Origin of the sequence: Roseibium aestuarii, assembly GCF_008477545.1 — a bacterium.
Lineage (GTDB): Bacteria > Pseudomonadota > Alphaproteobacteria > Rhizobiales > Stappiaceae > Roseibium > Roseibium aestuarii.
This window is the reverse complement of the sequence record NZ_VORA01000006.1, coordinates 50,716-74,599: the sequence shown is the minus strand read 5'-3', so window position 1 is coordinate 74,599 and position 23,884 is coordinate 50,716. Positions and strand designations below refer to the sequence as shown.

23 protein-coding genes are annotated in these 23,884 nt (G+C 64.3%); 17 read left to right on the top strand and 6 right to left on the bottom strand.

The window, feature by feature from the left end:
• Positions 1-43: 43 nt before the first annotated feature.
• The 5 genes from dnaN to mutM form a co-directional block, all read right to left on the bottom strand.
• Complete coding sequence (dnaN, locus tag FR728_RS16955; protein ID WP_149893933.1) at positions 44-1,162, bottom strand: DNA polymerase III subunit beta; 1,119 nt, start codon at positions 1,160-1,162, stop codon at positions 44-46.
• Between the two features lie 158 nt (positions 1,163-1,320).
• Positions 1,321-2,802: a chromosomal replication initiator protein DnaA gene (gene dnaA / locus FR728_RS16950; RefSeq protein WP_149893932.1), complete on the bottom strand. Its 1,482-nt coding sequence runs from the start codon at positions 2,800-2,802 to the stop codon at positions 1,321-1,323.
• A gap of 1,299 nt (positions 2,803-4,101) precedes the next feature.
• Complete coding sequence (gene rpsT, locus FR728_RS16945) at positions 4,102-4,368, bottom strand: 30S ribosomal protein S20 (RefSeq protein ID WP_149893931.1); 267 nt, start codon at positions 4,366-4,368, stop codon at positions 4,102-4,104.
• A 176-nt stretch (positions 4,369-4,544) separates the two neighbouring features.
• Positions 4,545-5,318, bottom strand: a complete 774-nt coding sequence (locus FR728_RS16940; protein ID WP_149893930.1) for an enoyl-CoA hydratase — start codon at positions 5,316-5,318, stop codon at positions 4,545-4,547.
• 103 nt (positions 5,319-5,421) lie between these two features.
• Positions 5,422-6,318: a bifunctional DNA-formamidopyrimidine glycosylase/DNA-(apurinic or apyrimidinic site) lyase gene (mutM, locus tag FR728_RS16935; RefSeq protein ID WP_149893929.1), complete on the bottom strand. Its 897-nt coding sequence runs from the start codon at positions 6,316-6,318 to the stop codon at positions 5,422-5,424.
• A gap of 199 nt (positions 6,319-6,517) precedes the next feature.
• Here mutM and ubiE point away from each other — a divergent pair, with 199 nt between their 5' ends.
• The 3 genes from ubiE (at position 6,518) to FR728_RS16920 (ending at position 9,435) form a co-directional block, all read left to right on the top strand.
• Positions 6,518-7,321 (top strand): bifunctional demethylmenaquinone methyltransferase/2-methoxy-6-polyprenyl-1,4-benzoquinol methylase UbiE, encoded by an 804-nt coding sequence (ubiE, locus tag FR728_RS16930; RefSeq protein WP_149893928.1) that lies wholly within the window; start codon positions 6,518-6,520, stop codon positions 7,319-7,321.
• 3 nt (positions 7,322-7,324) lie between these two features.
• Complete coding sequence (gene ubiB, locus FR728_RS16925; protein ID WP_149893927.1) at positions 7,325-8,908, top strand: 2-polyprenylphenol 6-hydroxylase; 1,584 nt, start codon at positions 7,325-7,327, stop codon at positions 8,906-8,908.
• Between the two features lie 92 nt (positions 8,909-9,000).
• Positions 9,001-9,435, top strand: a complete 435-nt coding sequence (locus FR728_RS16920; RefSeq protein ID WP_341872942.1) for an endonuclease domain-containing protein — start codon at positions 9,001-9,003, stop codon at positions 9,433-9,435.
• Between the two features lie 5 nt (positions 9,436-9,440).
• Here the strand turns inward: FR728_RS16920 and FR728_RS16915 are convergent, their stop codons facing one another.
• A complete protein-coding gene (locus tag FR728_RS16915) occupies positions 9,441-10,091 on the bottom strand; it encodes an alpha-ketoglutarate-dependent dioxygenase AlkB family protein (RefSeq protein WP_149893925.1) in 651 nt (216 codons plus the stop codon).
• A 255-nt stretch (positions 10,092-10,346) separates the two neighbouring features.
• Here FR728_RS16915 and dnaK point away from each other — a divergent pair, with 255 nt between their 5' ends.
• From dnaK to miaB, 14 genes are all read left to right on the top strand, one after another.
• Entirely contained in the window at positions 10,347-12,251 is a 1,905-nt protein-coding gene (gene dnaK, locus FR728_RS16910) for a molecular chaperone DnaK (RefSeq protein WP_149893924.1), read from the top strand.
• 190 nt (positions 12,252-12,441) lie between these two features.
• A complete protein-coding gene (dnaJ, locus tag FR728_RS16905; protein ID WP_149893923.1) occupies positions 12,442-13,569 on the top strand; it encodes a molecular chaperone DnaJ in 1,128 nt (375 codons plus the stop codon).
• 107 nt (positions 13,570-13,676) lie between these two features.
• The gene (locus FR728_RS16900; protein WP_149893922.1) at positions 13,677-14,315 is read left to right on the top strand and encodes a class I SAM-dependent methyltransferase; all 639 of its coding nucleotides are present in this window, start codon (positions 13,677-13,679) and stop codon (positions 14,313-14,315) included.
• 39 nt (positions 14,316-14,354) lie between these two features.
• Complete coding sequence (locus FR728_RS16895) at positions 14,355-14,945, top strand: NADPH-dependent FMN reductase (protein WP_149893921.1); 591 nt, start codon at positions 14,355-14,357, stop codon at positions 14,943-14,945.
• A gap of 145 nt (positions 14,946-15,090) precedes the next feature.
• Positions 15,091-15,651, top strand: a complete 561-nt coding sequence (gene hslV, locus FR728_RS16890) for an ATP-dependent protease subunit HslV (RefSeq protein ID WP_149893920.1) — start codon at positions 15,091-15,093, stop codon at positions 15,649-15,651.
• The gene (locus FR728_RS16885) at positions 15,648-16,766 is read left to right on the top strand and encodes a hypothetical protein (protein ID WP_149893919.1); all 1,119 of its coding nucleotides are present in this window, start codon (positions 15,648-15,650) and stop codon (positions 16,764-16,766) included. Before hslV ends, FR728_RS16885 begins: the two co-directional genes overlap by 4 nt.
• Before the next feature lie 42 nt (positions 16,767-16,808).
• Positions 16,809-18,113 (top strand): ATP-dependent protease ATPase subunit HslU, encoded by a 1,305-nt coding sequence (hslU, locus tag FR728_RS16880; protein WP_149893918.1) that lies wholly within the window; start codon positions 16,809-16,811, stop codon positions 18,111-18,113.
• Between the two features lie 39 nt (positions 18,114-18,152).
• Complete coding sequence (locus FR728_RS16875) at positions 18,153-18,647, top strand: universal stress protein (RefSeq protein WP_149893917.1); 495 nt, start codon at positions 18,153-18,155, stop codon at positions 18,645-18,647.
• Between the two features lie 208 nt (positions 18,648-18,855).
• Positions 18,856-19,416 carry a NifU family protein gene (locus FR728_RS16870; RefSeq protein ID WP_149893916.1) on the top strand — a complete coding sequence of 187 codons (561 nt, stop codon included), beginning with the start codon at positions 18,856-18,858 and terminating at the stop codon, positions 19,414-19,416.
• A gap of 230 nt (positions 19,417-19,646) precedes the next feature.
• Positions 19,647-20,321, top strand: a complete 675-nt coding sequence (tsaB, locus tag FR728_RS16865) for a tRNA (adenosine(37)-N6)-threonylcarbamoyltransferase complex dimerization subunit type 1 TsaB (protein WP_149893915.1) — start codon at positions 19,647-19,649, stop codon at positions 20,319-20,321.
• Positions 20,318-20,806 carry a GNAT family N-acetyltransferase gene (locus FR728_RS16860; RefSeq protein ID WP_149893914.1) on the top strand — a complete coding sequence of 163 codons (489 nt, stop codon included), beginning with the start codon at positions 20,318-20,320 and terminating at the stop codon, positions 20,804-20,806. The genes tsaB and FR728_RS16860 overlap by 4 nt, the downstream gene beginning before the upstream one ends.
• Positions 20,807-20,866: 60 nt before the next feature.
• Positions 20,867-21,340 carry a Fur family transcriptional regulator gene (locus FR728_RS16855; RefSeq protein WP_149893913.1) on the top strand — a complete coding sequence of 158 codons (474 nt, stop codon included), beginning with the start codon at positions 20,867-20,869 and terminating at the stop codon, positions 21,338-21,340.
• Positions 21,327-22,226, top strand: a complete 900-nt coding sequence (olsA, locus tag FR728_RS16850) for a lyso-ornithine lipid O-acyltransferase (protein WP_149893912.1) — start codon at positions 21,327-21,329, stop codon at positions 22,224-22,226. Before FR728_RS16855 ends, olsA begins: the two co-directional genes overlap by 14 nt.
• Before the next feature lie 207 nt (positions 22,227-22,433).
• Positions 22,434-23,879: a tRNA (N6-isopentenyl adenosine(37)-C2)-methylthiotransferase MiaB gene (gene miaB / locus FR728_RS16845; protein ID WP_149893911.1), complete on the top strand. Its 1,446-nt coding sequence runs from the start codon at positions 22,434-22,436 to the stop codon at positions 23,877-23,879.
• Positions 23,880-23,884 lie beyond the last annotated feature (5 nt).

Genomic DNA, 23,884 nt, shown 5'->3' with positions numbered 1-23,884 from the left:
CGGGCGCCGACCGGAGCGGATCTCCGGTCGGCGGCAGGCAATGTCAGACGCGCATCGGCATGAGGACGAACAGGCATTCGTCGACGGTGCTGTCGCGGATCAGGGTCGGCGAGCCGGAATCCGCCAGACGGAACAAGGCCGTATCGCTCGTCAGCTGGTTCGCGATATCGAGCAGGTAGCGGGAGTTGAAGCCGATTTCCATCGGATCCGCATCATACTCGACCATCAGCTCTTCGGTCGCGCTGCCGGAGTCCGGGTTGTTCACGGTCAGGATCATGCGGCCGTCGGTCAGCGACAGCTTCACGGCACGGCCGCGCTCGGAGGAAATGGTCGACACGCGGTCGACAGCTTCCTTGAACTCGTCCCGGTCGACTCGCAGCTCCTTGTCGTTGCCCTGGGGGATCACCCGGCCGTAGTCCGGGAAGGTGCCGTCGATGAGCTTCGAGGTCAGTACGATATTGGCGGTGACGATGCGGATCTTCGTGTCGGACAGTTCGATCTGCACATCGGCATCCGGCGCTTCCAGCAGCTTCTGGATCTCGCCCACGGTCTTGCGCGGCACGATGATGCCCGGCATGCCCATGGCGCCGGACGGGGCGGCCACTTCGGCCTGCGCCAGACGGTGACCATCGGTGGCAACGGCACGGAAGCGGCTGCCTTCCGGCGTGTCCACCGTGTGCATGAAAATGCCGTTCAGGTAGTAGCGGGTCTCCTCGGTGGAGATCGCGAACTGGGTCGTGTCGATCAGCTTGCGGATGTCGCCTGCGGTCAGGCTGAAGGCGTGGCTGAAGTCGCTGGCCGTCAGATCCGGGAAGTCGGTCTCCGGCAGCATCTGCAGGGAGAACTTCGAGCGGCCGGCGCGGATCTCGAGCGTGGCGAAGTCGCTGGTCGTTTCCAGAACAACCTGGGAGCCGTCGGGCAGCTTGCGCACGATGTCATAGATCATGTGCGCCGGGACGGTTGTGGCGCCGGGGCGCTCGACCATGGCCGGAACGGTCTCCTGAACTTCCAGGTCCAGGTCGGTGGCTTTCAGCTTCAGCGACCCGCCCTCTGCCCGCAGCAGCACGTTCGAGAGGATCGGAATGGTGTTCCGGCGCTCGACAACCCGGTGCACATGGGTCAGGGACTTGAGGAGGTCGGTCCGCTCGAGGGTCGCTTTCATGCTTTCGTCCGTACTCATGGAGGGCCGGGAAACCGGCTCGTGAAAATGACGATGTTCCGGATCGGGAACGGGGGGAAGACACTGCCCTTTTGTCCGCCCAAATGCAAGAGGGCGCCCCGAAGGACGCCCTCTGATTTCTTGGCTCTTTCCCGCTTTTCTTAAGCGTCGAGCATGCGCTTCAGCAGCTCCAGCTCCTGCGACAGGCCGGTGTCGGTGCGCGCCATCTCCTCGATCTTGCGCACGGCGTGCAGAACCGTGGTGTGATCCCGGTTTCCGAAGCGGCGTCCGATCTCCGGAAGGGAGCGCGGGGTCATCACCTTGGCCAGATACATGGCGATCTGGCGCGGACGCACGATGGTGCGGGTCCGGCGGGCAGACAGCAGATCGGCCTTGGTCACGTTGTAGTGCTTCGAGACGACCCGCTGGATGTCCTCGATCTTCACCCGGCGCGGTTCGCTGGTGCGGATCAGGTCGCGGAGCGTCATCTCCGCCATGTCCTGGGTGATCGGCTGGTTGGTCAGCTGATTGTGGGCAATCAGCCGGTTCAGCGCGCCTTCCAGGTCACGGCCCGAGGACACCACGTGGCGTGCCACGTAATCCAGAACCCCTTCCGGAACCTCGAAGTTCGAATAGGTCCGCTGCGCCTGGGTGACGCGGGTGGTCAGGATGTTGCGGCGCAGGTTGAAGTCCGGCTCCTGGATGCCGACCACGAGACCGCCGGATAGACGCGAGCGAACCCGGTCGTCCAGGGTGTCCAGTTCGGAGGGAGCCCGGTCTGCGGCTACGATCACCTGACGGGCACCGTCGATGAGGGCGTTCAGGGTGTGGCAGAATTCCTGCTGCACCTGCTTGCCATGGAGAAACTGCATGTCGTCGATCAGGAGGAGATCGATGGTGCGCAGGGTTTCCTTGAAGGCAAGCGCCGACTGAGCCTTCAGCGCCGCGACGAAGCGGTACATGAAGTGCTCGGCCGTCAGATAGAGCACCTTGCGACCGGATCCGCGCACCTTCGCGGCGACCGCCTGCATCAGGTGGGTCTTGCCCAAGCCGACAGCGGCATGGAGATAGAGCGGGTTGAAGGTCACCGGGCTGCCGGAAGCAACCTGACGGGCGGCGGCCAGCGCCAGACCGTTGGAGTCGCCCTCGACGAAGGTCTCAAAGGTGTATTTCGGGTCCAGGGCTGCACCCTGGAAGACATCACGGGACGCCTCCAGGCTGGAGTCCGGACGGCCAACGCCAACGGCTGCGGTCGCAGCCTGGGCATCGACGACCGGATGGGAGGTCGTGAAGCCTTCGAGGCGCGTGTCGCCGCTGACCTTCGGGCGCTTGGGAGCAGCCAGGGTCTTTGCAGCCGGCGGTGCGATGGGACGCGGGCGCATGGCGCCACGCACGGTCAGCTCGATGCGGTGCACACCCTCGCACTCGCCCTTCCAGAGGCCGACCAGCTGATCGTTGTAATGGGATTGGATCCACTGCTTGAGAAAGCGGGTCGGGACAGACAGACGGACGGTGCCGTCGCTGTGATCCTCGAGATCCACACGTGCAAACCAGCTGGAGAAGACGTCTTCTCCAAGTTCAGCGCGGAGCCGCTTTTTCACACGGTTCCAGTGTTCAGAGCCAATTGCCTCCTGAACCTGCATTGTCTTCCGCCTCCTGTTATCGGAGCGATCCGCCACAGCCGCTCGTCTTTGCCCATGCCACATTCGTGGCTCTTATTGCGTCCCACGTGAGTTGGGACTGTTTGTCTTGCGTCGCCCCGGTGGGGGCGCGGTCATGTGCGTTTGCAAGCCGTGACCGGATCCTGCCTTGCGGCGGATCTGGCCGGCGTGGTCCGGGAAACCCCGGTCGGGTCTTGCAAATTTGGTTCCTCGACGGGGGCAAGCCCTGGGCTTGCGTCACTGCCGTTTGCGGAAATCGACCAGGCGGTTAGGGTCCCGTCTTTGGACATCGGGCGCCGCCGGTTGGAGCGGCACAAAATGTCGATCGGGGCCGTCAGGTCAAGTCCTTTCTCGGCGTTTTTTTCACCCGGCGCAAAATTCCTCAAGTCTGTCAGCCACGTGGCGTTTGCAAATTTCCTGCTTGACGCAAGGGCCATGTCCGGCGTGGTCGCGTCCTTCCTGTCCGAGGACAGATTGTTGCCATGTTTCAAAGACCTCCGGCCATCGGAAGCCCCGGCATGCAGGGGCTTCACCCAGGGCTGGGCGGCTGCCGTCGCATCATATCTGGCACAGCCAGCCGCGGGCGCAACGAGCCCATGTCCGGAGATTTCAGAGACGTGGCACACGGATCCCCCCATGGAGCACACGCTATAGCATGCTCCAGTAAAAACCGCAGACGAATTAAAGAAGAAAAACGCGAAACCGTCGGTATTTATCTCAGATCAACAAATACGTTTTCGTATTCATTATCTAAGTGTCTGGCTGAATTCGTAGCGTGATGATGATTGGAATTTATCATGACTACCCCAGATCTTATTTGATGCTTTTTGCCGGTCTCGCTTGCCGCCCAACCGATGTTTTAAACATATACAGGGGGGTAGGGGGCAGCAAGCGCATGTCCTGAACAAATCCTTAGCAGGCATGCTTTGGACGTTACGTAAGTTTGACAGGTGGAGCCTGTTTGCGCCTGCGAAATCCCTTGGTGCTTAACGACTTTTGCGCCCGGCTGTCCTGCTCATGCGATAAGCTGTGGTGGCGAAAAAAAATCGAGCCGTTTCCGCTTGACAGGGGTCGAATCCGCAAACCTTCCGCATGACCCTCCCGACATATGGGTAAGGCCTTGAAAGATAAGAGGAAAGTCTGCCAAATTTGAGCCTCGGGAAAACTTCGTAAAGGCAGCATTTCGCGCCGAAAATTTACCTTGGCAAAATTGCGCGGCAAACAAAAAACCCGGCCAGAGGCCGGGTTTTTCAGATCGCATGCATGTGCGAAGAGACTGGCTTAGGCGCTCAGTGCCTTCACGCGGGCGCTCAGACGAGACACCTTGCGAGATGCGGTGTTGCCATGCATCACGCCCTTGCCGGCAGCGCGCATGATTTCCGGTTGAGCAGCCTTCAGTGCCTCGTTAGCGGCAGCCTGGTCGCCGGAAGCAATAGCTTCTTCGACTTTACGCAGGTAGGTCCGCACGCGGCTCCGACGAGCTTTGTTCGTGGCCGTCCGGCGGGCAATCTTGCGGGCCGCCTTCTTGGCCGAGGGAGTGTTGGCCATGGGCTCAATCCTGATCCAAGGTGGAACTTTCGTTCAGTTGAAGGTCGAAACGGCTGTCCCTGAGGAGCAAGGCTGTTCCGATGAAAAACAGCGGCAGCGAAACGATCGCCACCGGTTGGGCGCTGCTTATAGTCGGGGTTCAGACGCCCGTCAACGGCAAAGCGCAAGGTTCTGAGTCATTTGTTGGAGAATTGCGGCTTCCGCTTCTCCACGAAGGCGGCCATGCCTTCCTTCTGGTCCTCGGTCGCGAACATCGAATGGAACACCCGGCGCTCGAAGCGCAGACCTTCGGTCAGCGTCGTCTCATAGGAGCGGTTGACGCTTTCCTTGGTCATCATGGCGATGGGCAGGGAGAAACCGGCGATCTTGTCCGCCGCCTTCAGGGCCTCGGTCATCAGATCGTCGGCAGGCACCACCCGGGCCACAAGGCCGCTGCGTTCGGCTTCCTCCGCATCCATCATGCGCCCGGTCAGGCACAGGTCCATGGCCTTGGACTTGCCCACCAGACGGGTGAGGCGCTGGGTGCCGCCAGCCCCCGGCATGACGCCCAGGGTGATTTCCGGCTGACCGAACTTGGCGTTGTCGGCCGCGATGATGAAGTCGCACATCATGGCCAGCTCGCAGCCGCCCCCGAGCGCATAGCCGGCCACCGCCGCGATGATCGGCTTGCGGGTCCGCGACACCTGTTCCCACTTGGTGATGAAGTCGCCCAGATAGGCGTCCATGTAGGTGAGCTCGGACATTTCCTTGATGTCCGCCCCGGCGGCAAAGGCCTTCTCGGAGCCGGTCAGCACGATGCAGCCGATCTTGTCGTCGCCCTCGAACTGGGTGAGCGCCTGGTTCACCTCGTCGATCAGCGGCGTGCAGAGCGCGTTCAGCGCCTGCGGACGGTCCAGGGTGATGACCCCGACGCGGCCCTTGCTCTCGACGCGGATATGCTCGTAACCCATGATTGCTTCCCCTCGGATCCTCTTGCGCCGTCTCCGGAACGTCCGGAGCGAACGCATTTTTCCCTACAAGGCCTAGCCGAACGCCCAAAGGGATGCAACCGGATCACCGCTGGCAGGAGGGGCAGTAGAAGGTCGAACGTCCCGACTGGACGATGCGGCTCACGGTGCCGCCGCAGCCGGGCTTGCGGCAGGGCTCGCCTTCCCGGTCATAGACGTTGAAACGGTGCTGGAAATAGCCCAGCGTGCCATCCGCCTGGCGATGGTCCCTGAGGCTTGAACCGCCCGCCTCGATCGCCTCGTTCAGCGTGTCGCGGATATGTCCGGCGAGCGCCGTCGTCCGCTCCGTTGCCTTGCCGGATTTCGAGGCGATGGTGCCGGCCTTGCGGGTCGGGCTCAGTCCGGCGCGCCACAGGGCCTCGCAGACATAGATGTTGCCGAGCCCGGCAATCAGCTTCTGATCGAGCAGCGCGGCCTTGAGAGGGGCGGCCTTGCCCGCGAAGAGGCGCGAGATGGTGCCCCCATCCAGCGCGTTGCCCAGCGGCTCCAGGCCCATGGCCGCAAACAGCGGATGGGAGGCCAGGCCGCCGCGCTCGACCAGCGTCATGAAGCCGAAGCGGCGCGGGTCATTGTAGATGACCCGGGTGCTCTGGCCGGACGGCGCGCTGAGGCGAAACACCACGTGGTCGTGCTTTTCGTCCTTGCCGCGCGGAATGGCGAAGGCGCCGGGCATCAGCGGATCCGGATCCGAGGTCTCGATGCGGAAGGATCCGGACATGCCCAGGTGCATGACCAGAACGTCCCCGCCTTCCACATCGGCCAGAAGATATTTTGCCCGGCGGGACAGGGCCTCCACGCGGCGGCCTTCCAGCCGTGCGACGAAGTCCGTGGGGAAGGGGAAGCGCAGGTCCGGGCGCCGTTGCTCGACCTGCGTCACAAGCGCGCCCTCGAAGCTGGGCTGGAGACCGCGCCGGACCGTTTCGACTTCGGGCAATTCTGGCATGGATCGGTGTTCCTGGGCTGGCAAGACAGGGCGGAACATAGTCACGCCCGCCGGGTTGTTCTATGGTCCCGTGGCCGAATTTCGTCTCGCGTGCTTGCAATTTGCAGGCGGGCGGTGTGAAAAGCGGCCAGACAGCGACATATAGGAGCAGGCCTCTTCGGCCCCAGCCGTCCGTTCGCATTCAAGGAGACCTCGAGACATGGCGCAAGATCAGGCTTCTGCCCGTACGTCGTCCAGCCGCGCGCCGGAGGACATGCCCACCAGCTTCGGCTTCACCACCGTGGCGGAAGGCCAGAAGCAGGGCATGGTCAACGACGTCTTCCACAAGGTGGCGGAGCGCTATGACCTGATGAACGACCTCATGTCCGGTGGCCTGCACCGGGTGTGGAAGGACGCCATGGTCTCCGTGCTGGCGCCGCCCAAGACCCCGGCCCGCGAATGGACCCTGCTGGATGTGGCCGGCGGCACCGGAGACATTTCCACCAAGGTGGTGCGCCGCTCCAACAACGCGGTGAAGGCGGTCGTCTGCGACATCAACAATTCCATGCTGAATGTCGGTCAGGATCGGGCGGACAAGGCGGGCCTCAGCGAGCTGATCCGCTTTTCCCAGGGCAATGCGGAAGATCTGCCCTTCCCGGACAAGACCTTCGACGCCTACACGATCGCCTTCGGCATCCGCAACGTGCCGGACATCCCCAAGGCCCTGCGCGAGGCGCACCGGGTTCTGAAGCGGGGAGGGCGGTTCCTCTGCCTGGAATTCTCCGAGGTCGACGTGCCTCTGCTCGACAAGGTCTATGACGCCTTCTCCTTCAAGGCGATCCCGCCCATGGGCCAGGTGATCACCGGCGACGGCGAACCCTACCGCTATCTCGTCGAAAGCATTCGCAAGTTCCCCCATCAGGAGCGCTTCGCCGAGATGATCCGCGAGGCCGGCTTCGAGCGGGTGACCTATCGCAACTACACCGGTGGCATCGCCGCCCTTCATTCCGGCTGGAAATTCTGATCCATGGGCTTTGCGGTAATGCCGTTGCTCCGCCTTGCCAGGGCGGGGTTCGTGATGGCCCGGGAGGGCGTCTTCGGTCTGGCAAGTCTGCCCGACCTGCCCGCCGGTCCGCGCCTGGCGATTGGCGCCGCGCGCCTGCTGGAGCGCCGGTCCGTGCGCGACAAGAGCGCCGACCTGCGCCTGTCCGACGCGCTCAACCGCCTCGGCCCCTCCTATGTGAAGCTCGGCCAGTTCCTCGCCACCCGTGCCGACGTGGTCGGGAAGGAAGCGGCGAAGGAGCTTTCCGCCCTGCAGGACCGTCTGCCGGCCTTTGACCACGAAGCCGCCCGTCGCGCCGTGGCCGAGGCTCTCGGTCAGCCGGTGGAAGCGATCTACGAAAGCTTCGAACCGGCGGTTGCTGCCGCCTCCATCGCCCAGGTGCATCCGGCCACCCTGCGGGACCGGGACGGCACCCTGAGAAAGGTGGCCGTGAAGGTGCTGCGCCCCAATGTGCAGCGCCGCTTCCAGCGCGACCTCCAGAGCTTCTACATGGTGGCCCGTCTGGTGGAGCGTTTCCACGCGCCTTCACGGCGTCTGCGCCCGGTGGCGGTGGTCGACACGCTCGCCCAGTCGGTGGCCATGGAAATGGATTTCCGCCTCGAGGCTGCCGCCCTGTCCGAGATGGGCGAGAACACGGCTCAGGATCCCGGCTTCCGCGTTCCCTCCGTCGACTGGCTGCGCACCGCCAAGGGCGTGCTGACCATGGAATGGATCGACGGCCGCAAGCTGTCCGACGTGGAAGGCCTGTTTGACGACGGTCAGGACCTCGAGCGTCTGGGCGACACTGTCATCCAGAGCTTCCTGCGCCACACCCTGCGCGACGGCTTCTTCCATGCGGACATGCATCAGGGCAACCTGTTTGCGGAAACCGACGGAACGCTGGTGGCCGTCGATTTCGGCATCACCGGCCGCCTGTCTCCGCGCGAGCGCCGCTTCCTGGCCGAGATCCTCTACGGCTTCATCACCCGCAACTATCGCCGGGTCGCCGAGGTGCATTTCGAGGCCGGTTACGTTCCGGCCCATCAGGACGTGGACATGTTCGCCCAGGCGATCCGCGCCATCGGCGAGCCGATCCACGGTCACGATGCCTCGGAAATCTCCATGGCGCGGCTGCTCACCCAGCTTTTCGAGGTCACCGAACTCTTCGAGATGCGCACCCAGACCCAGCTGATCATGCTGCAGAAAACCATGGTCGTGGTGGAAGGGGTGGCCCGCACGCTCAATCCGCGCCTCGACATGTGGAAGACTGCCGAGCCTGTGGTCGGCGACTGGATCCGCGAGAACCTCGGTCCGGTCGGCAAGCTGCGCGACACCGGCAATCTGGTGGGCTCGATGTTCCGCATCGCCAACGACCTGCCGATCTTTGCCGACCGCATCGGCCGCATGTCGTCGGAAATGGAGCGCATGGTCGAACAGGGCCTGCGTTTCGATGCGGAAACCGCCGAGGCCATCGGCAAGGCCGAAGCCCGCCACACCCGCTCCGGCCGCCTCGCTCTCTGGATCATCGCCGCCGCCATGGTGGCCATTGCGGCAGGCATGTGGGCCTGAACCCTCACCCGTCGCTGCGCTCCGACCTCTCCCGGTCTCGGGAGAGGTGATTACCGTTACGCTCTTGCAGTGCTCTCCGCTTCAAGCAGTACTTGGGGTCAAGCTGCAGAGAGCGCCGTTTGAAGAAAACGACCTTTGCCAGACACCTTCGTCGCAATGCCACCGATGCGGAGCAGCTGCTCTGGTATCATTTGCGAAACCGCGGCCTGAATGGATGGAAATTCAGGTGCCAGGTTCCCGTTGGGCCATATGTCGCTGACTTCGTCTGCAAGGAAGCCGAGCTGGTCGTGGAACTCGACGGGGGGCATCATTCTCTTCAAGCAGATCAGGATGCGGCACGAACGCTTTTTCTGGAGAGCGTCGGCTTTCGGGTTGTGAGGTTCTGGAACAATCAGGTCTTGCAGGAAACGCAGGCCGTCCTCGAAATAATCCTGCTTCAGTGCGATGCGCCGATGACACCAGCGGAGCGGCATGCACCAGGTCACCTCTCCCGAGATCGGGAGAGGTCGGAGCGCAGCGACGGGTGAGGGTTTTACGTCGCCCTCGTCACCCGCCTCAGTGTCAGATTGATCCGTCCGCCATTTTTCAGCAGCGTTGAGGAGCCGGGCAGGATCCGGTCGATGCCGTGATAGGCGAGGCGGGCTTCGCCGCCGAGAACCACAACATCGCCCGAGGCCAGCCGGAAGGACGACGTCTTGCCGCCCCGCGTGGTGCCGCCGACGCGGAAGGTGGCCGTGTCCCCGAGGGAGACCGACACCACGGGCGCATCGAACGTCTCCTCGTCCCGGTCCTGATGCATTCCCATCTTCGCTGTGGTCTCATAATAGTTGATGAGACAGGCCTCCGGCTCCGGAGCGTCGGGCGCCACCTCCCGCCACAGGTCCAGAAGCACGGGCGGGATCCCGGGCCACGGGGTTCCGGTGACCGGATGGGTCGCCTGATAGCGGTAGCCGTTGACGTTCGACACCCAGCCGAGCGCGCCGCAATTGCTCATCCGCACGGAAAACGGCTTGGCCGTGCGCGGCATCACCGGCCGGAAGAGGGGGGCTTTTGCGAGAATGCCGCGCAGATCCGCCACGAGCGCCTCCTGGGCAGCGCGATCAAAGCGGCCGGGGATGAGGCGCAGACCTTCAGGCAGAGTTGCCGGCAGGCTCTCCGGCCGGGGTGGTGTCGGTGCGGGCATGGCATCACCTCTGGATAACGGCGGGAGCGGTATCGTGCGTTCCCCTTGGTAACCACTTTGAAACCCGGCCGTCCGATGACTGGATGCTCCGCAAAACCCGCGGATCCCCGTCTTGCAGCCGCAGGATCATCCACCTATATAGCGATCAACGCGCTCGTCGCGAGTGTTCGAAGGCCTGCTTCGGACAATCCATGAAGAGGAGCCGGATTGATGCCGAAACGGGTCTTTCCGGTTTGCTAGAAAGAGAGGCTTAAAATGGCAAAGGTCATTGGTATCGACCTCGGCACGACCAACTCGTGCGTCGCCGTCATGGACGGCAAGACTGCAAAAGTCATCGAGAATGCTGAAGGCGCCCGCACCACCCCGTCGATGGTGGCATTCACCGAAGACGGTGAGCGTCTGACCGGTCAGCCGGCCAAGCGCCAGGCAGTGACCAACCCCACGAACACCCTGTTCGCCGTGAAGCGCCTGATTGGCCGTCGGTTCGATGATCCGACCGTTGCCAAGGACAAGAAGCTCGTCCCGTTCGAGATCGTCAAGGCCGACAACGGCGATGCATGGGTTCAGGCTCATGACGAGAAGTACTCACCGTCCCAGGTGTCTGCCTTCATCCTGCAGAAGATGAAGGAAACCGCCGAGAGCTATCTCGGCGAGACCGTGACCCAGGCGGTGATCACCGTTCCGGCCTACTTCAACGATGCTCAGCGTCAGGCCACCAAGGATGCCGGCAAGATCGCCGGTCTTGAAGTCCTGCGCATCATCAACGAACCGACCGCAGCTGCTCTGGCCTATGGCCTGGAGAAGAACGACGGCAAGACCATCGCCGTCTATGACCTTGGCGGCGGCACCTTCGACGTGTCCATCCTCGAAATCGGCGATGGCGTCTTCGAAGTGAAGTCCACCAACGGTGACACGTTCCTCGGCGGTGAAGACTTCGACATGGTTCTGGTCGACTACCTGGCTTCCGAGTTCAAGAAGGAACAGGGCATCGATCTGAAGAACGACAAGCTGGCCCTGCAGCGTCTGAAGGAAGCTGCGGAAAAGGCGAAGATCGAGCTGTCGTCCTCGTCCCAGACCGAAATCAACCTGCCGTTCATCACGGCGGATGCGACCGGTCCGAAGCACCTGACCCTGAAGCTGACCCGCGCCAAGTTCGAAAGCCTGGTCGACGATCTGGTCAAGCGCACCATCGAGCCGATGAAGGCCGCCCTCAAGGATGCGGGCCTCGCAGCCGGCGAAGTGGACGAAGTGGTTCTGGTCGGCGGCATGACCCGCATGCCGAAGATCCAGGAAACCGTGAAGACCTTCTTCGGCAAGGAGCCGCACAAGGGCGTGAACCCGGACGAAGTGGTGGCCATGGGTGCTGCCATTCAGGCCGGCGTTCTGCAGGGTGACGTCAAGGATGTCCTGCTGCTCGACGTGACCCCGCTGTCGCTCGGCATCGAGACCCTCGGTGGCGTCTTCACCCGTCTGATCGATCGCAACACGACGATCCCGACGAAGAAGAGCCAGGTCTTCTCGACCGCCGAAGACAACCAGACGGCCGTGACCATCAACGTGTTCCAGGGTGAACGCGAAATGGCTGCGGACAACAAGTCGCTCGGTCGCTTCGACCTGACCGGCCTGCCGCCCGCACCGCGCGGCGTGCCGCAGATCGAGGTCACCTTCGACATCGACGCCAACGGCATCGTCAACGTGTCCGCCAAGGACAAGGGCACTGGCAAGGAACAGCAGATCCGCATCCAGGCCTCCGGTGGTCTGTCCGACGCTGACATCGAGAAGATGATCAAGGACGCTGAAGCCAACGCCGAAGCCGACAAGCGCCGCAAGGAACTGGTGGAAGCCAAGAACCAGGGTGAATCCCTGGTCCATTCCACCGAGAAGTCCCTGAAGGACTACGGTGACAAGGTGTCCGCCGACGAGAAGGGTGCCATCGAGACCGCGCTGGAAAGCCTGAAGGCCGCCCTGCAGACGGAAGACCTCGAAGACATCCAGACCAAGACCCAGACCCTCATGGAAGCGTCCATGAAGCTGGGCCAGGCGATGTACGAAGCGGCCCAGGCCGAAGCGGAAGCCGGTGAGGCCTCCGAGGAAGCCAAGGACGACGACGTGGTCGACGCCGACTTCGAGGAAGTCAAGGACGACGACAAGAAGTCCTGATCGCTGAGATGAAACAGGTCCGGCCTCGCATCCTTCACGGGATGCGGGGCCGGATCGTGCCGGCCGCGGCATCTCCTGCCCCTGTCGTGCCCCCTTCGCGCTGATGCGCGCAAGGCGCGGAACGCAGACAGGGCACGACATGGAGCGGTTGCCGCCCTTTTGGGTCCGGCCCCAAGACGAGTGACCGAGAATGGCCAAGCGCGATTTCTACGAGGTACTGGGCGTCACCCGCGATGCGGATGAAAAGACGCTGAAGAGCGCCTATCGAAAGATGGCGATGAAATACCATCCCGACCGAAATCCGGGGGATGCGGAGGCCGAAAACAGCTTCAAGGAAGCCAACGAGGCCTATGATACCCTGAAGGACCCCCAGAAGCGCGCGGCCTATGACCGGTTCGGTCACGCAGCCTTCGAGAATGGCGGTTTCGGCGGTGGCGGTGGCGGACATGGCGCCGATTTCTCCTCCACCATGTCCGATATCTTCGAAGAATTCTTCGGCATGGGCGGCGGACGCCGGTCCGGTGGCCGCGAGCGCGGCGCGGACCTGCGCTACAACCTCGACATCACCCTGGAAGAAGCCTTCCACGGCAAGACCGTCGAGATCGAGGTTCCGACCAGCATCACCTGCGATGCCTGCACGGGTTCGGGCGCCAAGCCCGGCACCAGCCCCACCACCTGCCGCACTTGCGGTGGCGCGGGTCGGGTCCGGGCGGCTCAGGGCTTCTTCACGCTTGAACGCACCTGCCCCACCTGTCAGGGCAAGGGCCAGGTCATCAGCGACCCCTGCGACAAGTGCGCAGGCGCCGGCCGCGTGACCCAGGAACGCACCCTGTCGGTCAACATCCCGGCCGGGATCGAGGACGGCACACGCATTCGTCTCGCCGGTGAGGGCGAGGCCGGATTGCGCGGTGGCCCGGCGGGCGATCTCTACATCTTCCTGTCGCTCAAGCCGCACAGCATCTTCCAGCGTGACGGAGCCGATCTCTATTGCCGCGTGCCGATTTCCATGACCACCGCGGCGCTCGGCGGCGAGTTCGAGGTGCCGAACCTTGATGGCGGCACGAGCCGGGTGAAGGTTCCCGACGGCACCCAGACCGGCAAGCAGTTCCGCTTGCGCTCCAAGGGCATGCCGGTCATGCGCTCCAGCCAGATGGGCGACATGTACGTCCAGGTGACCGTGGAGACCCCGTCCAACCTGACCAAGCGCCAGCGCGAACTTCTGGCCGAGTTCGAGAAGGAAGGAACCGGCGAGAACCATCCGGAATCCGCCGGCTTCTTCTCCAAGGTCAAGGACTTCATCGAGAACCTCGGAAACTGACCCGGCCGGCGCGCATCCTGCGACGGATGCGTCTGTCTGCCTGATCTTGCGGCTTGCGTTTGCGCCGTCCTCCACCCACCTTAAGCGCGGTGAGGAGGACGGTGCGAATGAAGCAATTGCGTCAGTCTGGTTTGAAGAAATGGAAGTCGGACCGCATGGCCATGGTCCGCGACAAGGCGGCCGACGAGCTGCGGTTCTTCCGAACCTGGCTTGAAAGCCCGCTGAAAACCGGCGCGGTCAGCCCCTCCGGCCCGGAACTGGCCCACGCCATGGCCCAGTATCTCCATCCCCATTCCGGCGCGCCCGTTCTCGAACTCGGTCCGGGAACCGGCGTCGTCACCGAAGCAATTCTGAAGCGCGGCGTTCAGCCCCGCGACCTTCACCTCATCGAATACAGTTCCGAATTCTGCCGTCTGCTTCAGGCCCGGTTTCCGGGCGTGCAGATCGTCGAGGGAGATGCCTACGGGCTCCGTGTCACCCTCGCGCGCAACGGCATCGAGCCCGGCACGGTGCAGGGCATCGTGTCCAGCCTGCCCCTGCTGACCCGCCCCGAGCGCGAGCGCATCGCGCTTCTCGACGCGGCTCTGGCTCATATGGCCCCCGGCGCCCCGTTCATCCAGTTCTCCTATGGCCTCGCGCCCCCGATCAAGCCGGTAGACCCCTCGATCTCCGTCACCATCTCGCCGTGGATCTGGCGCAACCTTCCCCCCGCGCGCGTCTTTGTCTATCGGCGGCTTCTTGCCTGACCCCGCGCTGCCCGACGCCATGAAAGGGATAGACACTCCATGAGACAGACCAGAATTCTCAGCTTCTCCGGCTCCATTCGCGCGGGCTCCTATAACACCCGGCTGGCCGGGCTGGTGACCAAGAAACTCGCGCTCGCCGATGCGGAGGCCACTTGGATCTCCCTCAAGGACTATCCGCTGCCCCTCTATGACGCGGATCTGGAACAGGACAAGGGCGTGCCCGAGAATGCCTTCCGCCTGAAGCGCCTGTTTCAGGCCCAGGACGGCATCTTCATCGCCTGTCCCGAGTATAATGCCGCCATGACCCCGATCCTGAAGAACACGCTCGACTGGATCAGCCGCGCCAATGGCCCGGGGGAACCGGCGACTGCGGCCTTCCGCCGTCCGGTCTTTGCCCTGGGCTCCGCGTCTCCGGGTGGATTTGGCGGCATGCGCGGGCTCATCGGCACGCGCACGGTGTTGGAAGTGGGGCTGGGTGCCCTGGTGCTGCCGCGCATGGTGAGCATCGCCCGCGCGGACAAGGCCTTCGACACGGCCGGAGAGCTCACCGATGAGGGCCTCTCTGCCCAGCTGGACGGGCTTGTGGAGACGCTTCTCGACCATGCCCGGCGGCTCAACGCCGCACGCTGAAACGCGCCTGCGCGGATGCGTCCGCTTGGAAAAACCCGCAATGGGGCTTACATAGGGCGCAACCCGGCGCGGCCTCGAGATCGGACGTCCATCGTCTGCGGGCGCGCGCGAAACACAAGACATGTCAATGAAAAGAGAGGCGTCGATGAGCGAGACTCAAGGACCCGCAAGCTGGCACGGCACCACCATCCTGACTGTCCGCAAGGGCGGCAAGGTCGTCATCGCCGGCGACGGACAGGTGTCGCTCGGCGCGACCGTGATCAAGCACACTGCCCGCAAGGTGCGCCCGCTCGGCCGTGGCGAGGTGATCGCCGGTTTTGCCGGCGCGACCGCTGACGCCTTCACCCTGCTCGAGCGCCTCGAGGCGAAGCTGGAGCAATATCCCGGGCAGCTGATGCGCGCCTGCGTCGAGCTGGCCAAGGACTGGCGCACCGATCGCTATCTGCGCAAGCTGGAAGCCATGATGATCGTGGCCGACAAGGACGTGACCCTGGTGCTGACCGGCAATGGTGACGTGCTGGAGCCGGAAGGCGGCGTCATGGGCATCGGATCGGGCGGACATTATGCCCTCGCGGCCGCCCGCGCCCTGGTGGATACGGACGCCGATGCGGAGCAGATCGCCCGCAAGGCCATGGCGATTGCCGCCGAAATCTGCGTCTATACCAACGGCAACGTTCTGATTGAAACTCTGGAGAGCACCACTTGAGTGACGCATCGCCCGCCTCGCACATTGCGGATTCAGCCCCTCTCGCCCCTGATCGTCTTCAGGCCGCCGTGGATGCAGGCATTCTGACCGAGCATCAGGCCGACCGGCTGGTGGAGTTCTGGGCCGCCGGAGAGGCTGCCTCTGCGGATGTCAGCGCGCTCGACGTGTCCTATGCCGACCGGGAAGAGGTCCGCTTCGTGCGCGGCTTCCACGACATCTTCATCAGCATCGGTCTGGTGATCCTCATGCTCGGCCTGTTCTACGGCCTGCAGGACGTGGTGCCGGCCTGGGGCATTGCCGGGGTCTGCGCGGCCGCAACCTGGGCGCTCGCCGAGGTCTTTGCCCGGCGCATGCGGCTTGCTCTGCCGTCCTTCCTGCTCAGTGTCGCCTTCACGCCCTTCTTCTTCGCCGCCTGCTTCGGCCTCGTGGTCCATCAGGACCTGACGCTGGCCGATCCGGGTCGGTGGCTGCACGAGCACGAGGGTCTCTTCGTCATTCCCATGATCCTCGTGGTGATCGCGGGCTCCGTGCTCTTCTACCGGCGCTTCAAGGTTCCCGTCGGCATCGCCTCCATCACGGCCGGCTGCCTCTTCCTCGGCGCCGTCATTGTCGAGACCGTGGTGCCCGGACTGATTGCCAGCTGGAACTCCCTGTTCTTCCTGGTTCTTGGCCTGCTCACCTTCGCGCTTGCCATGGTCTTCGATGCCCGTGACCCGGGCCGGGTGACCCTGAATTCCGACAAGGCCTTCTGGCTGCATCTGATGGCCGCGCCGCTGATCGTGCATTCGGTTCTGGATCTCATGTCCGGCGTCGCCGGAGCGGAGACCTCCGCCTATTACACTGCGGTCATCGTCCTGTTCCTCGTTCTGGCGGTCATCGCGCTGGTGGTCGACCGCCGTGCGTTGCTGGTTTCGGCCCTCAGCTATCTCGGCTTTGCCATCGGCTATCTGATCGCAGAGACCAGCGTGTCCTCCGAGGCGACCTTTGCGGTCACCCTGGTCGTGCTTGGCGCCGTGATCCTGTTCGTCGGCTCCGGCTGGCACCAGTTGCGCCGCCTTCTGCTGCGGCCACTGGCCGGGTCCCCCTTGCTGGCCTATGTGCCCGCCCCCAATTGAGCGTTGAGCACAGCTCTGCTCCGACTGAATGAAAGACGTGAGATGACCGACTTTTCGCCCCGCGAAATCGTATCCGAACTCGACCGCTACATTGTCGGCCAGAAGGACGCCAAGCGCGCCGTGGCCATTGCCCTGCGCAACCGCTGGCGGCGCCAGCAGCTGGAAGGCCAGATGCGCGAGGAGGTTCTGCCGAAGAACATTCTCATGATCGGCCCGACCGGCGTTGGCAAGACGGAGATTTCCCGCCGTCTGGCCCGCCTCGCCAATGCGCCCTTCGCCAAGGTGGAAGCCACCAAGTTCACCGAGGTCGGCTATGTGGGCCGCGACGTGGAACAGATCATCCGCGATCTGGTGGAAGCCGGCATTTCCATGGTCCGCAGTCAGCAGCGCGAGGCCGTGAAGGCCAAGGCCCATCTGCAGGCCGAGGAACGCGTGCTCGACGCCCTGGTCGGCAAGACCGCCAGCCCGGCGACCCGCGACAGCTTCCGCAAGAAGCTGCGCGACGGCGAGATGAACGACAAGGAAATCGAGATCGAGGTCCGCGCCCAGGCGTCCATGCCCAGCTTCGACATGCCGGGCATGCCCGGCGGCAGCATCGGCGTGATGAACATGTCCGATCTTCTCGGCAAGGCCTTCGGCGGCCAGACCAAGACGAAGCGCGTCACCGTGAAGGACTCCTACGCCCTGCTGATCGATCAGGAATCCGACAAGCTACTGGATGATGACAAGATCATTCAGGAAGCCATTTCCCGGGTCGAGAACGCAGGCATCGTCTTCCTCGACGAGATCGACAAGATCTGTGCCCGCGAAGGCCGGTCCGGCGCCGATGTCTCCCGCGAGGGCGTGCAGCGCGACCTGCTGCCGCTGATCGAGGGCACGGTGGTTTCCACCAAGCATGGCCCGGTCAAGACCGACCACATTCTCTTCATCGCCTCCGGCGCCTTCCACGTGGCCAAGCCTTCGGACCTGCTGCCCGAACTTCAGGGCCGCCTGCCGATCCGCGTGGAGCTGAAGCCCCTGACGAAGGAAGACTTCAAGGCGATCCTGACCGAGCCGGAAGCCAGCCTGATCAAGCAGTATGTGGCCCTGCTGAAGACGGAAGAGGTGGAGCTGGTCTTCACCGATGACGCCATCGAGGAGATTGCTTCCGTTGCCGTGGACCTCAATTCCACCATCGAGAACATCGGCGCCCGCCGCCTGCAGACGGTGATGGAACGCATCCTCGACGAGATCTCCTTCGTCGCCCCCGACAAGCCGGGCGAGGTGGTCACCATTGATGCCGCCCATGTGCGGGAAAACATCGGCGAGCTGGCGAAGAACGTGGATCTCTCCCGGTTCATTCTCTAATCTCCCGATCAATCGAGGCAGCCGGAGGCAGCACGCAAGATGGTAGCGATCCGCAAGAGCAACGAGGAAGGCCACCGCCGCAAGTTCCTGGTCATCGTGGACGACACCCCGGAATGTGACCGGGCCATCGTCTATGCGGCCAAGCGCGCCGCGCGCACCGGTGGCGTGGTGCTGCTCATGTTCGTCATCGCCCAGGGCGACTTCCAGCACTGGCTGGGCGTGGAAGACATCATGCGGGCCGAGGCGCAGGAAACCGCGGATCGCACCCTGGCCCGGGCGGCCGAGCGGGTGCGGGCCGTGGCGCGCACCGAGCCGGAATGCATCACCCGCGAGGGCAACACCTCCGAGGTGATCCTCGACGTCATCGAGCAGGATTCCGACATCGCGATCCTGGTTCTGGCGGCTGGCCTGAGCAAGGACGGCCCGGGCCCTCTCGTGTCCTCGATTGCCGGCAAGGCCTCGGGCAGCTTCCCGATCCCCGTGACGATCGTGCCCGGCACCCTCGACGACGAGTCCATCGCGGCGCTCGCCTGAGCGATCGCAGCCTCCGTGACCTGGTGCCGGGACTTGGCCCCCCCCCGGACTTGGACCCCAAGGACTTGGCGAAGGGAACCATGTTTCCCATATGACCCTTAGAAAGACACCGGCGGAGGTTCCATTCCCCGCCGGGCTGGGATAAATCTATCGCCAGATACCGATGAGTGGCGCCCCTGAGCGCCCATCCGATTGCGAGAGTTCGACCATGTTCATCCAGACCGAGGCGACGCCGAACCCGGCGACCCTGAAGTTCCTGCCCGGCCGCGTCGTCCTGCCGGAAGGCACCTATGACTTCCGCTCCGCCGCAGAAGCCGGGGCGTCCCCGCTGGCGGAAAAGCTCTTCGCCGTTCCGGGCGTGGCTGCCGTTTTCTTCGGCCATGACTTCATCACCGTGACCAAGGATGACACCGACTGGCAGCACATGAAGCCGGCCATCCTCGGCGCGATCATGGAGCAGTTCATGTCCGGTCAGCCGGTCATGGCCACCGCGACTGCCGGCGAGGACACCGAGGAAGGCGAATTCTTCGATGCCGCCGACGAGGAAACCGTCACCGTGATCAAGGACCTCATCGAGACCCGCGTGCGTCCGGCCGTGGCTCAGGATGGCGGCGACATCACCTTCAAGGGCTTCCGTGACGGGATCGTCTACCTGTCCATGCGCGGCGCCTGTGCCGGCTGCCCGTCGTCCACGGCGACCCTGCAGCACGGCATCCAGAACCTGCTGCGCCATTTCGTTCCGGAAGTCGAGGAAGTTCGCCCGATCTGATCGGGTCCGCTTCTCGACACCCTGACACCAGCAAGACATCCCCGCCCTCGTGCGGGGATTTCCTGTTTCCGGGCTGGGGTGCTCGCGAATAGATCCCCTCGCATTCTTGGCAAGGGTGCGTCTCCGGCGCCACTCGATCTCCCGAACGGCCCAGAAATCAATCGCAACCCTTGGGGTAAGTCGAAAGCGCATCTCGACAGGACCGGCCCCGGCGTCTACTTCGGTTGATCATGCGTATTCTGGCAATCGACACCGCTCTGGCCAATTGTGCCGTCGCCGTCCTCGACACGGAGGCCGACGGGGCAGCACCTGTTGTCGTGTCCGAGGAGATCGGCCGTGGCCATGCCGAAAGGCTGATGGACATGATTGCCGAGGCCATGGCGGAAGCCTCCTGCGTCTTCTCTGCCCTGGACCGGATCGCGGTGACCACGGGTCCGGGCAGCTTCACCGGCATGCGCGTCGGCCTCTCCGTTGCCCGGGGCTTCGGTCTGGTGCTCGGCATGCCCGTGGTCGGCATCACGACCCTTTCGGCCCTGGCCGCGCCCCATCTGGAGGCCGCCACGACGCCGCTTTACGTGGCGCTCGAAGGCAAGGGCGACGAGGTCTACGGCCAGCTCTTTGGCGTCGATGGCATTGCCCTCTCCGCCCCTGAAGTGCGCCGCATGCAGGACCTCGCCGCGTTTCTGCCGGCCGATGTCCGCCTTGCTGGCGCCATCGCGCCGCGCATTGCGGAGGTGACAGGACTCGGTCCGGAGCGGGTGATCAGCGATGCGGCCTATCCGGATGTGCGCGACGTGGCGCAGCTTGGCCTGAGCGCCAATCCCCAGACCGACCTGCCCGTGCCGCTCTATCTTCGCCCGCCCGATGCGGCACCTCAGAAGCAGGGGAAGATCGCGCGCCAATGATTTTCTCCTGGCCCCGTTCCCAGCCTCCGGTGGTTGAGCCGGCCGACAGCGAGGATTTCGCCCCGCTCGCCGACATTCATGCGGCCTGTTTTGCCCACGGCTGGGACGCTGACGAGCTGCACCGCATGGCCGAAGAGCCGGGCGCCTTCTGCCTGGTGGCCCGTGTGCCCGGCCTGCTCCGGTCGTCCCGTCTCAAGGGCTTTGTCCTGATCCGCGCCGTGGCGGGAGAGGCCGAGGTTCTGACCCTTGCCGTCGACCCGGCCTGTCGCGGGCGTGGGCTCGGAAAGACCCTGATGAAGCAGGCACTCTTCCGCCTCTATTCCGACCGCTGCGAAACCCTGTTTCTCGAGGTCGATGCCGCCAATCTTCCCGCTGTTGCGCTTTACAAGGCGCTCGGATTTCGCAAAGTGGGGGAACGCAAGGGCTATTACAGCGCCGGTGACGGGGATGGAACGGCGCTTGTCATGCGCGTCGATCTTCGCTAATCGCCTGAGCGGCGGCGGCGCAGGGCGCGCTCAGGGACGGATGGAAGGATCGACGACCCCATGACCGAGACGCGGCAGACAGCGCTGGAGGAGTTTTGCGCGGCCAAGGGCCTGCGCATGACCGAGCAGCGCCGGGTCATCGCGGCGGTTCTGGAAGAGGCCTCGGAAGATCATCCGGATGTCGAGGAGCTCTACCGCCGCGCGGTCGCCATCGATCCGCGCATTTCCATCTCCACCGTCTACCGCACCGTGAAGCTCTTCGAGGACGCGGGCATGATCGAGCGTCACGATTTTCGCGACGGTCGCTCCCGTTACGAGACGGTGCCCGACGAGCATCACGATCACCTCATCGATCTGCGCTCTGGCCAGGTCATCGAGTTCCGCAGCGAGGAAATCGAGCTCCTTCAGGAAGCCATCGCCCGCAGTCTCGGCTACAAGCTGGTGGATCACCGCCTGGAGCTTTACGCCGTGCCGCTGAATGCGCCGGATGTCGCGGCCTCCGAAAAACCGGGGAGCGAGGATGAGGCGAGCTAGGGCCGTCGTCACCATTCTGGGTCTGACGATCGTCACCTGCGCGCTGATCCCGCCGCAGTGGCTTGCGATGAAGCTCGGCCTGCCGGTACAGCGCAGGCTCCCCCATCTCTGGCATCTGGCGGCCACCCGCCTTCTCGGCATGCGCATCCGCCAGTCCGGCCGGCCCGAGGCCGGGCGCCCGCTTCTGGTCGTGTCCAATCACGCCTCCTGGGTGGACATCACGGTCATCGGCTCCCTGATGCCCCTGTCCTTCATCGCCAAGTCCGAAGTGGCCGGCTGGCCGATCTTCGGCCTCTTCGCCCGCCTTCAGCGCACGGTCTTCGTCAATCGCACCCGCCGCACCGAGACGGGGCAGGTCACCGGAGAGATCGCCGAGCGCATGGCCGGAGGCGATGCCATGGTGCTCTTCGCCGAGGGCACCTCGAACGACGGCAACGGCGTGCTGCCCTTCCGCTCCGCCCTTCTGGGCGCCGCCACACGCGCCGTGGGCGAAAAGGGCGGGGTCTGGGTCCAGCCCCTGTCTGTCGCCTATGTCTCCCTGCACGGGGTGCCGATGGGGCGCCAGTTCCGGCCTCATGTGGCCTGGTATGGCGACATGGAGATGGCCGGTCACCTCTGGGGGGTGCTGACCCGTGGTCCCATGGATATCCGCATCACCTGGGGCGAGCCGGTGCGCGTTGACGGGACGACGGACCGCAAGGCCCTGACCCGCCAGATGGAAGACAGCGTGCGCGCCATGACGGTCGACGCCCTTGTCGAGGGCTGGCACGCGCCCCGCGAAACGCGCCTCCCGCAGCCGGACCCGGCAGTCGACGAGGAGGTTCCGGCCTTGCCGCCCGCTCTCGTCTTCTCAAGCCCGGCAAAAGAGGTTAAAGCTGGCGCCTGAAACACGAGGCAGAGCCGGACGGGACCAGATGCCTGTCGTGCCATGGCGCTCCATCGCGCGACCGTTCCCGGTCGTCCGCGCGGACCCGGTGTCCGTGCCGTGCGGAGCGCCCCTGCCGGACAATGCAAACCGAGAGATGACGGGACGCCAGCCGTTGTTGCGGGCGTCGGAGGGATGCCGCCCGCAACCGGCGGCAACGAGGACGGAATGACGCATCAGCAGGAACTGGCTCCGGGCCCGGACCACGAGGACGCCGCCGCCGCGTCGGCGACCGCGCCGAAGAAGGTGTTCATGCGCACCTATGGCTGCCAGATGAATGTCTATGACAGCGAGCGTATGACCGATGTTCTCGGCTCGGAAGGCTTTGCGCCCACCGAGACCCTCGAGGATGCGGATCTGGTGATCCTCAACACCTGCCACATTCGCGAGAAGGCCGCCGAAAAGGTCTATTCGGAGCTCGGCCGCATCCGCAAGATCAAGGAAGAGCGCGCCCTGCACGGCAAGGACACGATGATCGGCGTCGCCGGTTGCGTGGCCCAGGCCGAAGGACGCGAGCTGACCCGCCGTGCGCCCGTGGTGGATCTGGTGATCGGACCGCAGAGCTATCATCAGCTGCCGGCCCTGCTGAAGCAGGCGGGCAAGGGGGGCCGGATCGTCGAGACCGAATTCGACATCGACGCCAAGTTCCGCCACCTGTCGGATGCGGCGGCCCGGTCCGCGCAACCTGCTGCGCCGCGGCGCGCCCCCACGGCCTTCCTGACCGTGCAGGAAGGCTGCGACAAGTTCTGCACCTTCTGCGTGGTGCCCTATACCCGTGGCGCCGAAGTGTCCCGCTCGGTGGAGCAGATCCTGGCCGAAGCCAGCCAGCTGGTCGCTGCCGGTGTGCGCGAGCTGACGCTGCTCGGCCAGAACGTCAACGCCTGGCACGGCGAAGGCGCGGACGGCAAGGCCTGGGGCTTCGGGCGTCTGCTGCGCCGGCTCGCGGAGATCGACGGGCTGGAGCGCCTGCGCTACACCACCAGTCACCCGCGCGACATGGATGACGACCTGATCAGCGCCCATCGTGACTTGCGGCAGCTCATGCCCTATCTGCATCTGCCGGTGCAGGCCGGATCCGACCGGATCCTGGCGGCGATGAACCGCAAGCACACCCGGGACGACTATTTCCGTCTTGTCGACCGGATCCGCGCCGTGGCCCCGGAAATCGCCCTCTCTGGCGACTTCATCGTCGGCTTCCCCGGCGAAACGGATGCGGATTTCGAGGACACGATGGATCTGGTGCGCCGGGTCGAATATGGCTCCGCCTTCACCTTCAAGTACAGCCAGCGCCCGGGAACGCCCGGCGACCTGATGGACGGACAGGTGGACGAGGACGTGAAGACCCAGCGTCTGCACGCCCTGCAGGAGCTCATCACCGCCCAGCAGACGGGGTTCAACGCCTCGCGTCTGGGCATGACCTTCGGGGTTCTCTTCGAGCGCAAGGGCAAGCGCCCCGGCCAGCTCGTGGGCAAATCCCCGTGGTTGCAGGCCGTTCAGGCCGATGCGCCGGACGAGATGATCGGCACCGTACAACCGGTGGAAATCGTCGAGATCGGCCGGAATTCCCTGTTCGGTCGCCTGAAGGCCGGGCAAGATGAAAGTGCCGGAGCGTGATCCGG

Excerpts from the sequence above, each read along its gene's own strand:
- dnaN (WP_149893933.1), bottom strand. The coding sequence starts at position 1,162 with ATGAAAGCGACCCTCGAGCGGACCGACCTCCTCAAGTCCCTGACCCAT.
- dnaA (WP_149893932.1), bottom strand. The coding sequence starts at position 2,802 with ATGCAGGTTCAGGAGGCAATTGGCTCTGAACACTGGAACCGTGTGAAA.
- rpsT (WP_149893931.1), bottom strand. The coding sequence starts at position 4,368 with ATGGCCAACACTCCCTCGGCCAAGAAGGCGGCCCGCAAGATTGCCCGC.
- FR728_RS16940 (WP_149893930.1), bottom strand. The coding sequence starts at position 5,318 with ATGGGTTACGAGCATATCCGCGTCGAGAGCAAGGGCCGCGTCGGGGTC.
- mutM (WP_149893929.1), bottom strand. The coding sequence starts at position 6,318 with ATGCCAGAATTGCCCGAAGTCGAAACGGTCCGGCGCGGTCTCCAGCCC.
- ubiE (WP_149893928.1), top strand. The coding sequence starts at position 6,518 with ATGGCGCAAGATCAGGCTTCTGCCCGTACGTCGTCCAGCCGCGCGCCG.
- ubiB (WP_149893927.1), top strand. The coding sequence starts at position 7,325 with ATGGGCTTTGCGGTAATGCCGTTGCTCCGCCTTGCCAGGGCGGGGTTC.
- FR728_RS16915 (WP_149893925.1), bottom strand. The coding sequence starts at position 10,091 with ATGCCCGCACCGACACCACCCCGGCCGGAGAGCCTGCCGGCAACTCTG.
- dnaK (WP_149893924.1), top strand. The coding sequence starts at position 10,347 with ATGGCAAAGGTCATTGGTATCGACCTCGGCACGACCAACTCGTGCGTC.
- dnaJ (WP_149893923.1), top strand. The coding sequence starts at position 12,442 with ATGGCCAAGCGCGATTTCTACGAGGTACTGGGCGTCACCCGCGATGCG.
- FR728_RS16900 (WP_149893922.1), top strand. The coding sequence starts at position 13,677 with ATGAAGCAATTGCGTCAGTCTGGTTTGAAGAAATGGAAGTCGGACCGC.
- FR728_RS16895 (WP_149893921.1), top strand. The coding sequence starts at position 14,355 with ATGAGACAGACCAGAATTCTCAGCTTCTCCGGCTCCATTCGCGCGGGC.
- hslV (WP_149893920.1), top strand. The coding sequence starts at position 15,091 with ATGAGCGAGACTCAAGGACCCGCAAGCTGGCACGGCACCACCATCCTG.
- hslU (WP_149893918.1), top strand. The coding sequence starts at position 16,809 with ATGACCGACTTTTCGCCCCGCGAAATCGTATCCGAACTCGACCGCTAC.
- FR728_RS16875 (WP_149893917.1), top strand. The coding sequence starts at position 18,153 with ATGGTAGCGATCCGCAAGAGCAACGAGGAAGGCCACCGCCGCAAGTTC.
- FR728_RS16870 (WP_149893916.1), top strand. The coding sequence starts at position 18,856 with ATGTTCATCCAGACCGAGGCGACGCCGAACCCGGCGACCCTGAAGTTC.
- tsaB (WP_149893915.1), top strand. The coding sequence starts at position 19,647 with ATGCGTATTCTGGCAATCGACACCGCTCTGGCCAATTGTGCCGTCGCC.
- FR728_RS16860 (WP_149893914.1), top strand. The coding sequence starts at position 20,318 with ATGATTTTCTCCTGGCCCCGTTCCCAGCCTCCGGTGGTTGAGCCGGCC.
- FR728_RS16855 (WP_149893913.1), top strand. The coding sequence starts at position 20,867 with ATGACCGAGACGCGGCAGACAGCGCTGGAGGAGTTTTGCGCGGCCAAG.
- olsA (WP_149893912.1), top strand. The coding sequence starts at position 21,327 with ATGAGGCGAGCTAGGGCCGTCGTCACCATTCTGGGTCTGACGATCGTC.
- miaB (WP_149893911.1), top strand. The coding sequence starts at position 22,434 with ATGACGCATCAGCAGGAACTGGCTCCGGGCCCGGACCACGAGGACGCC.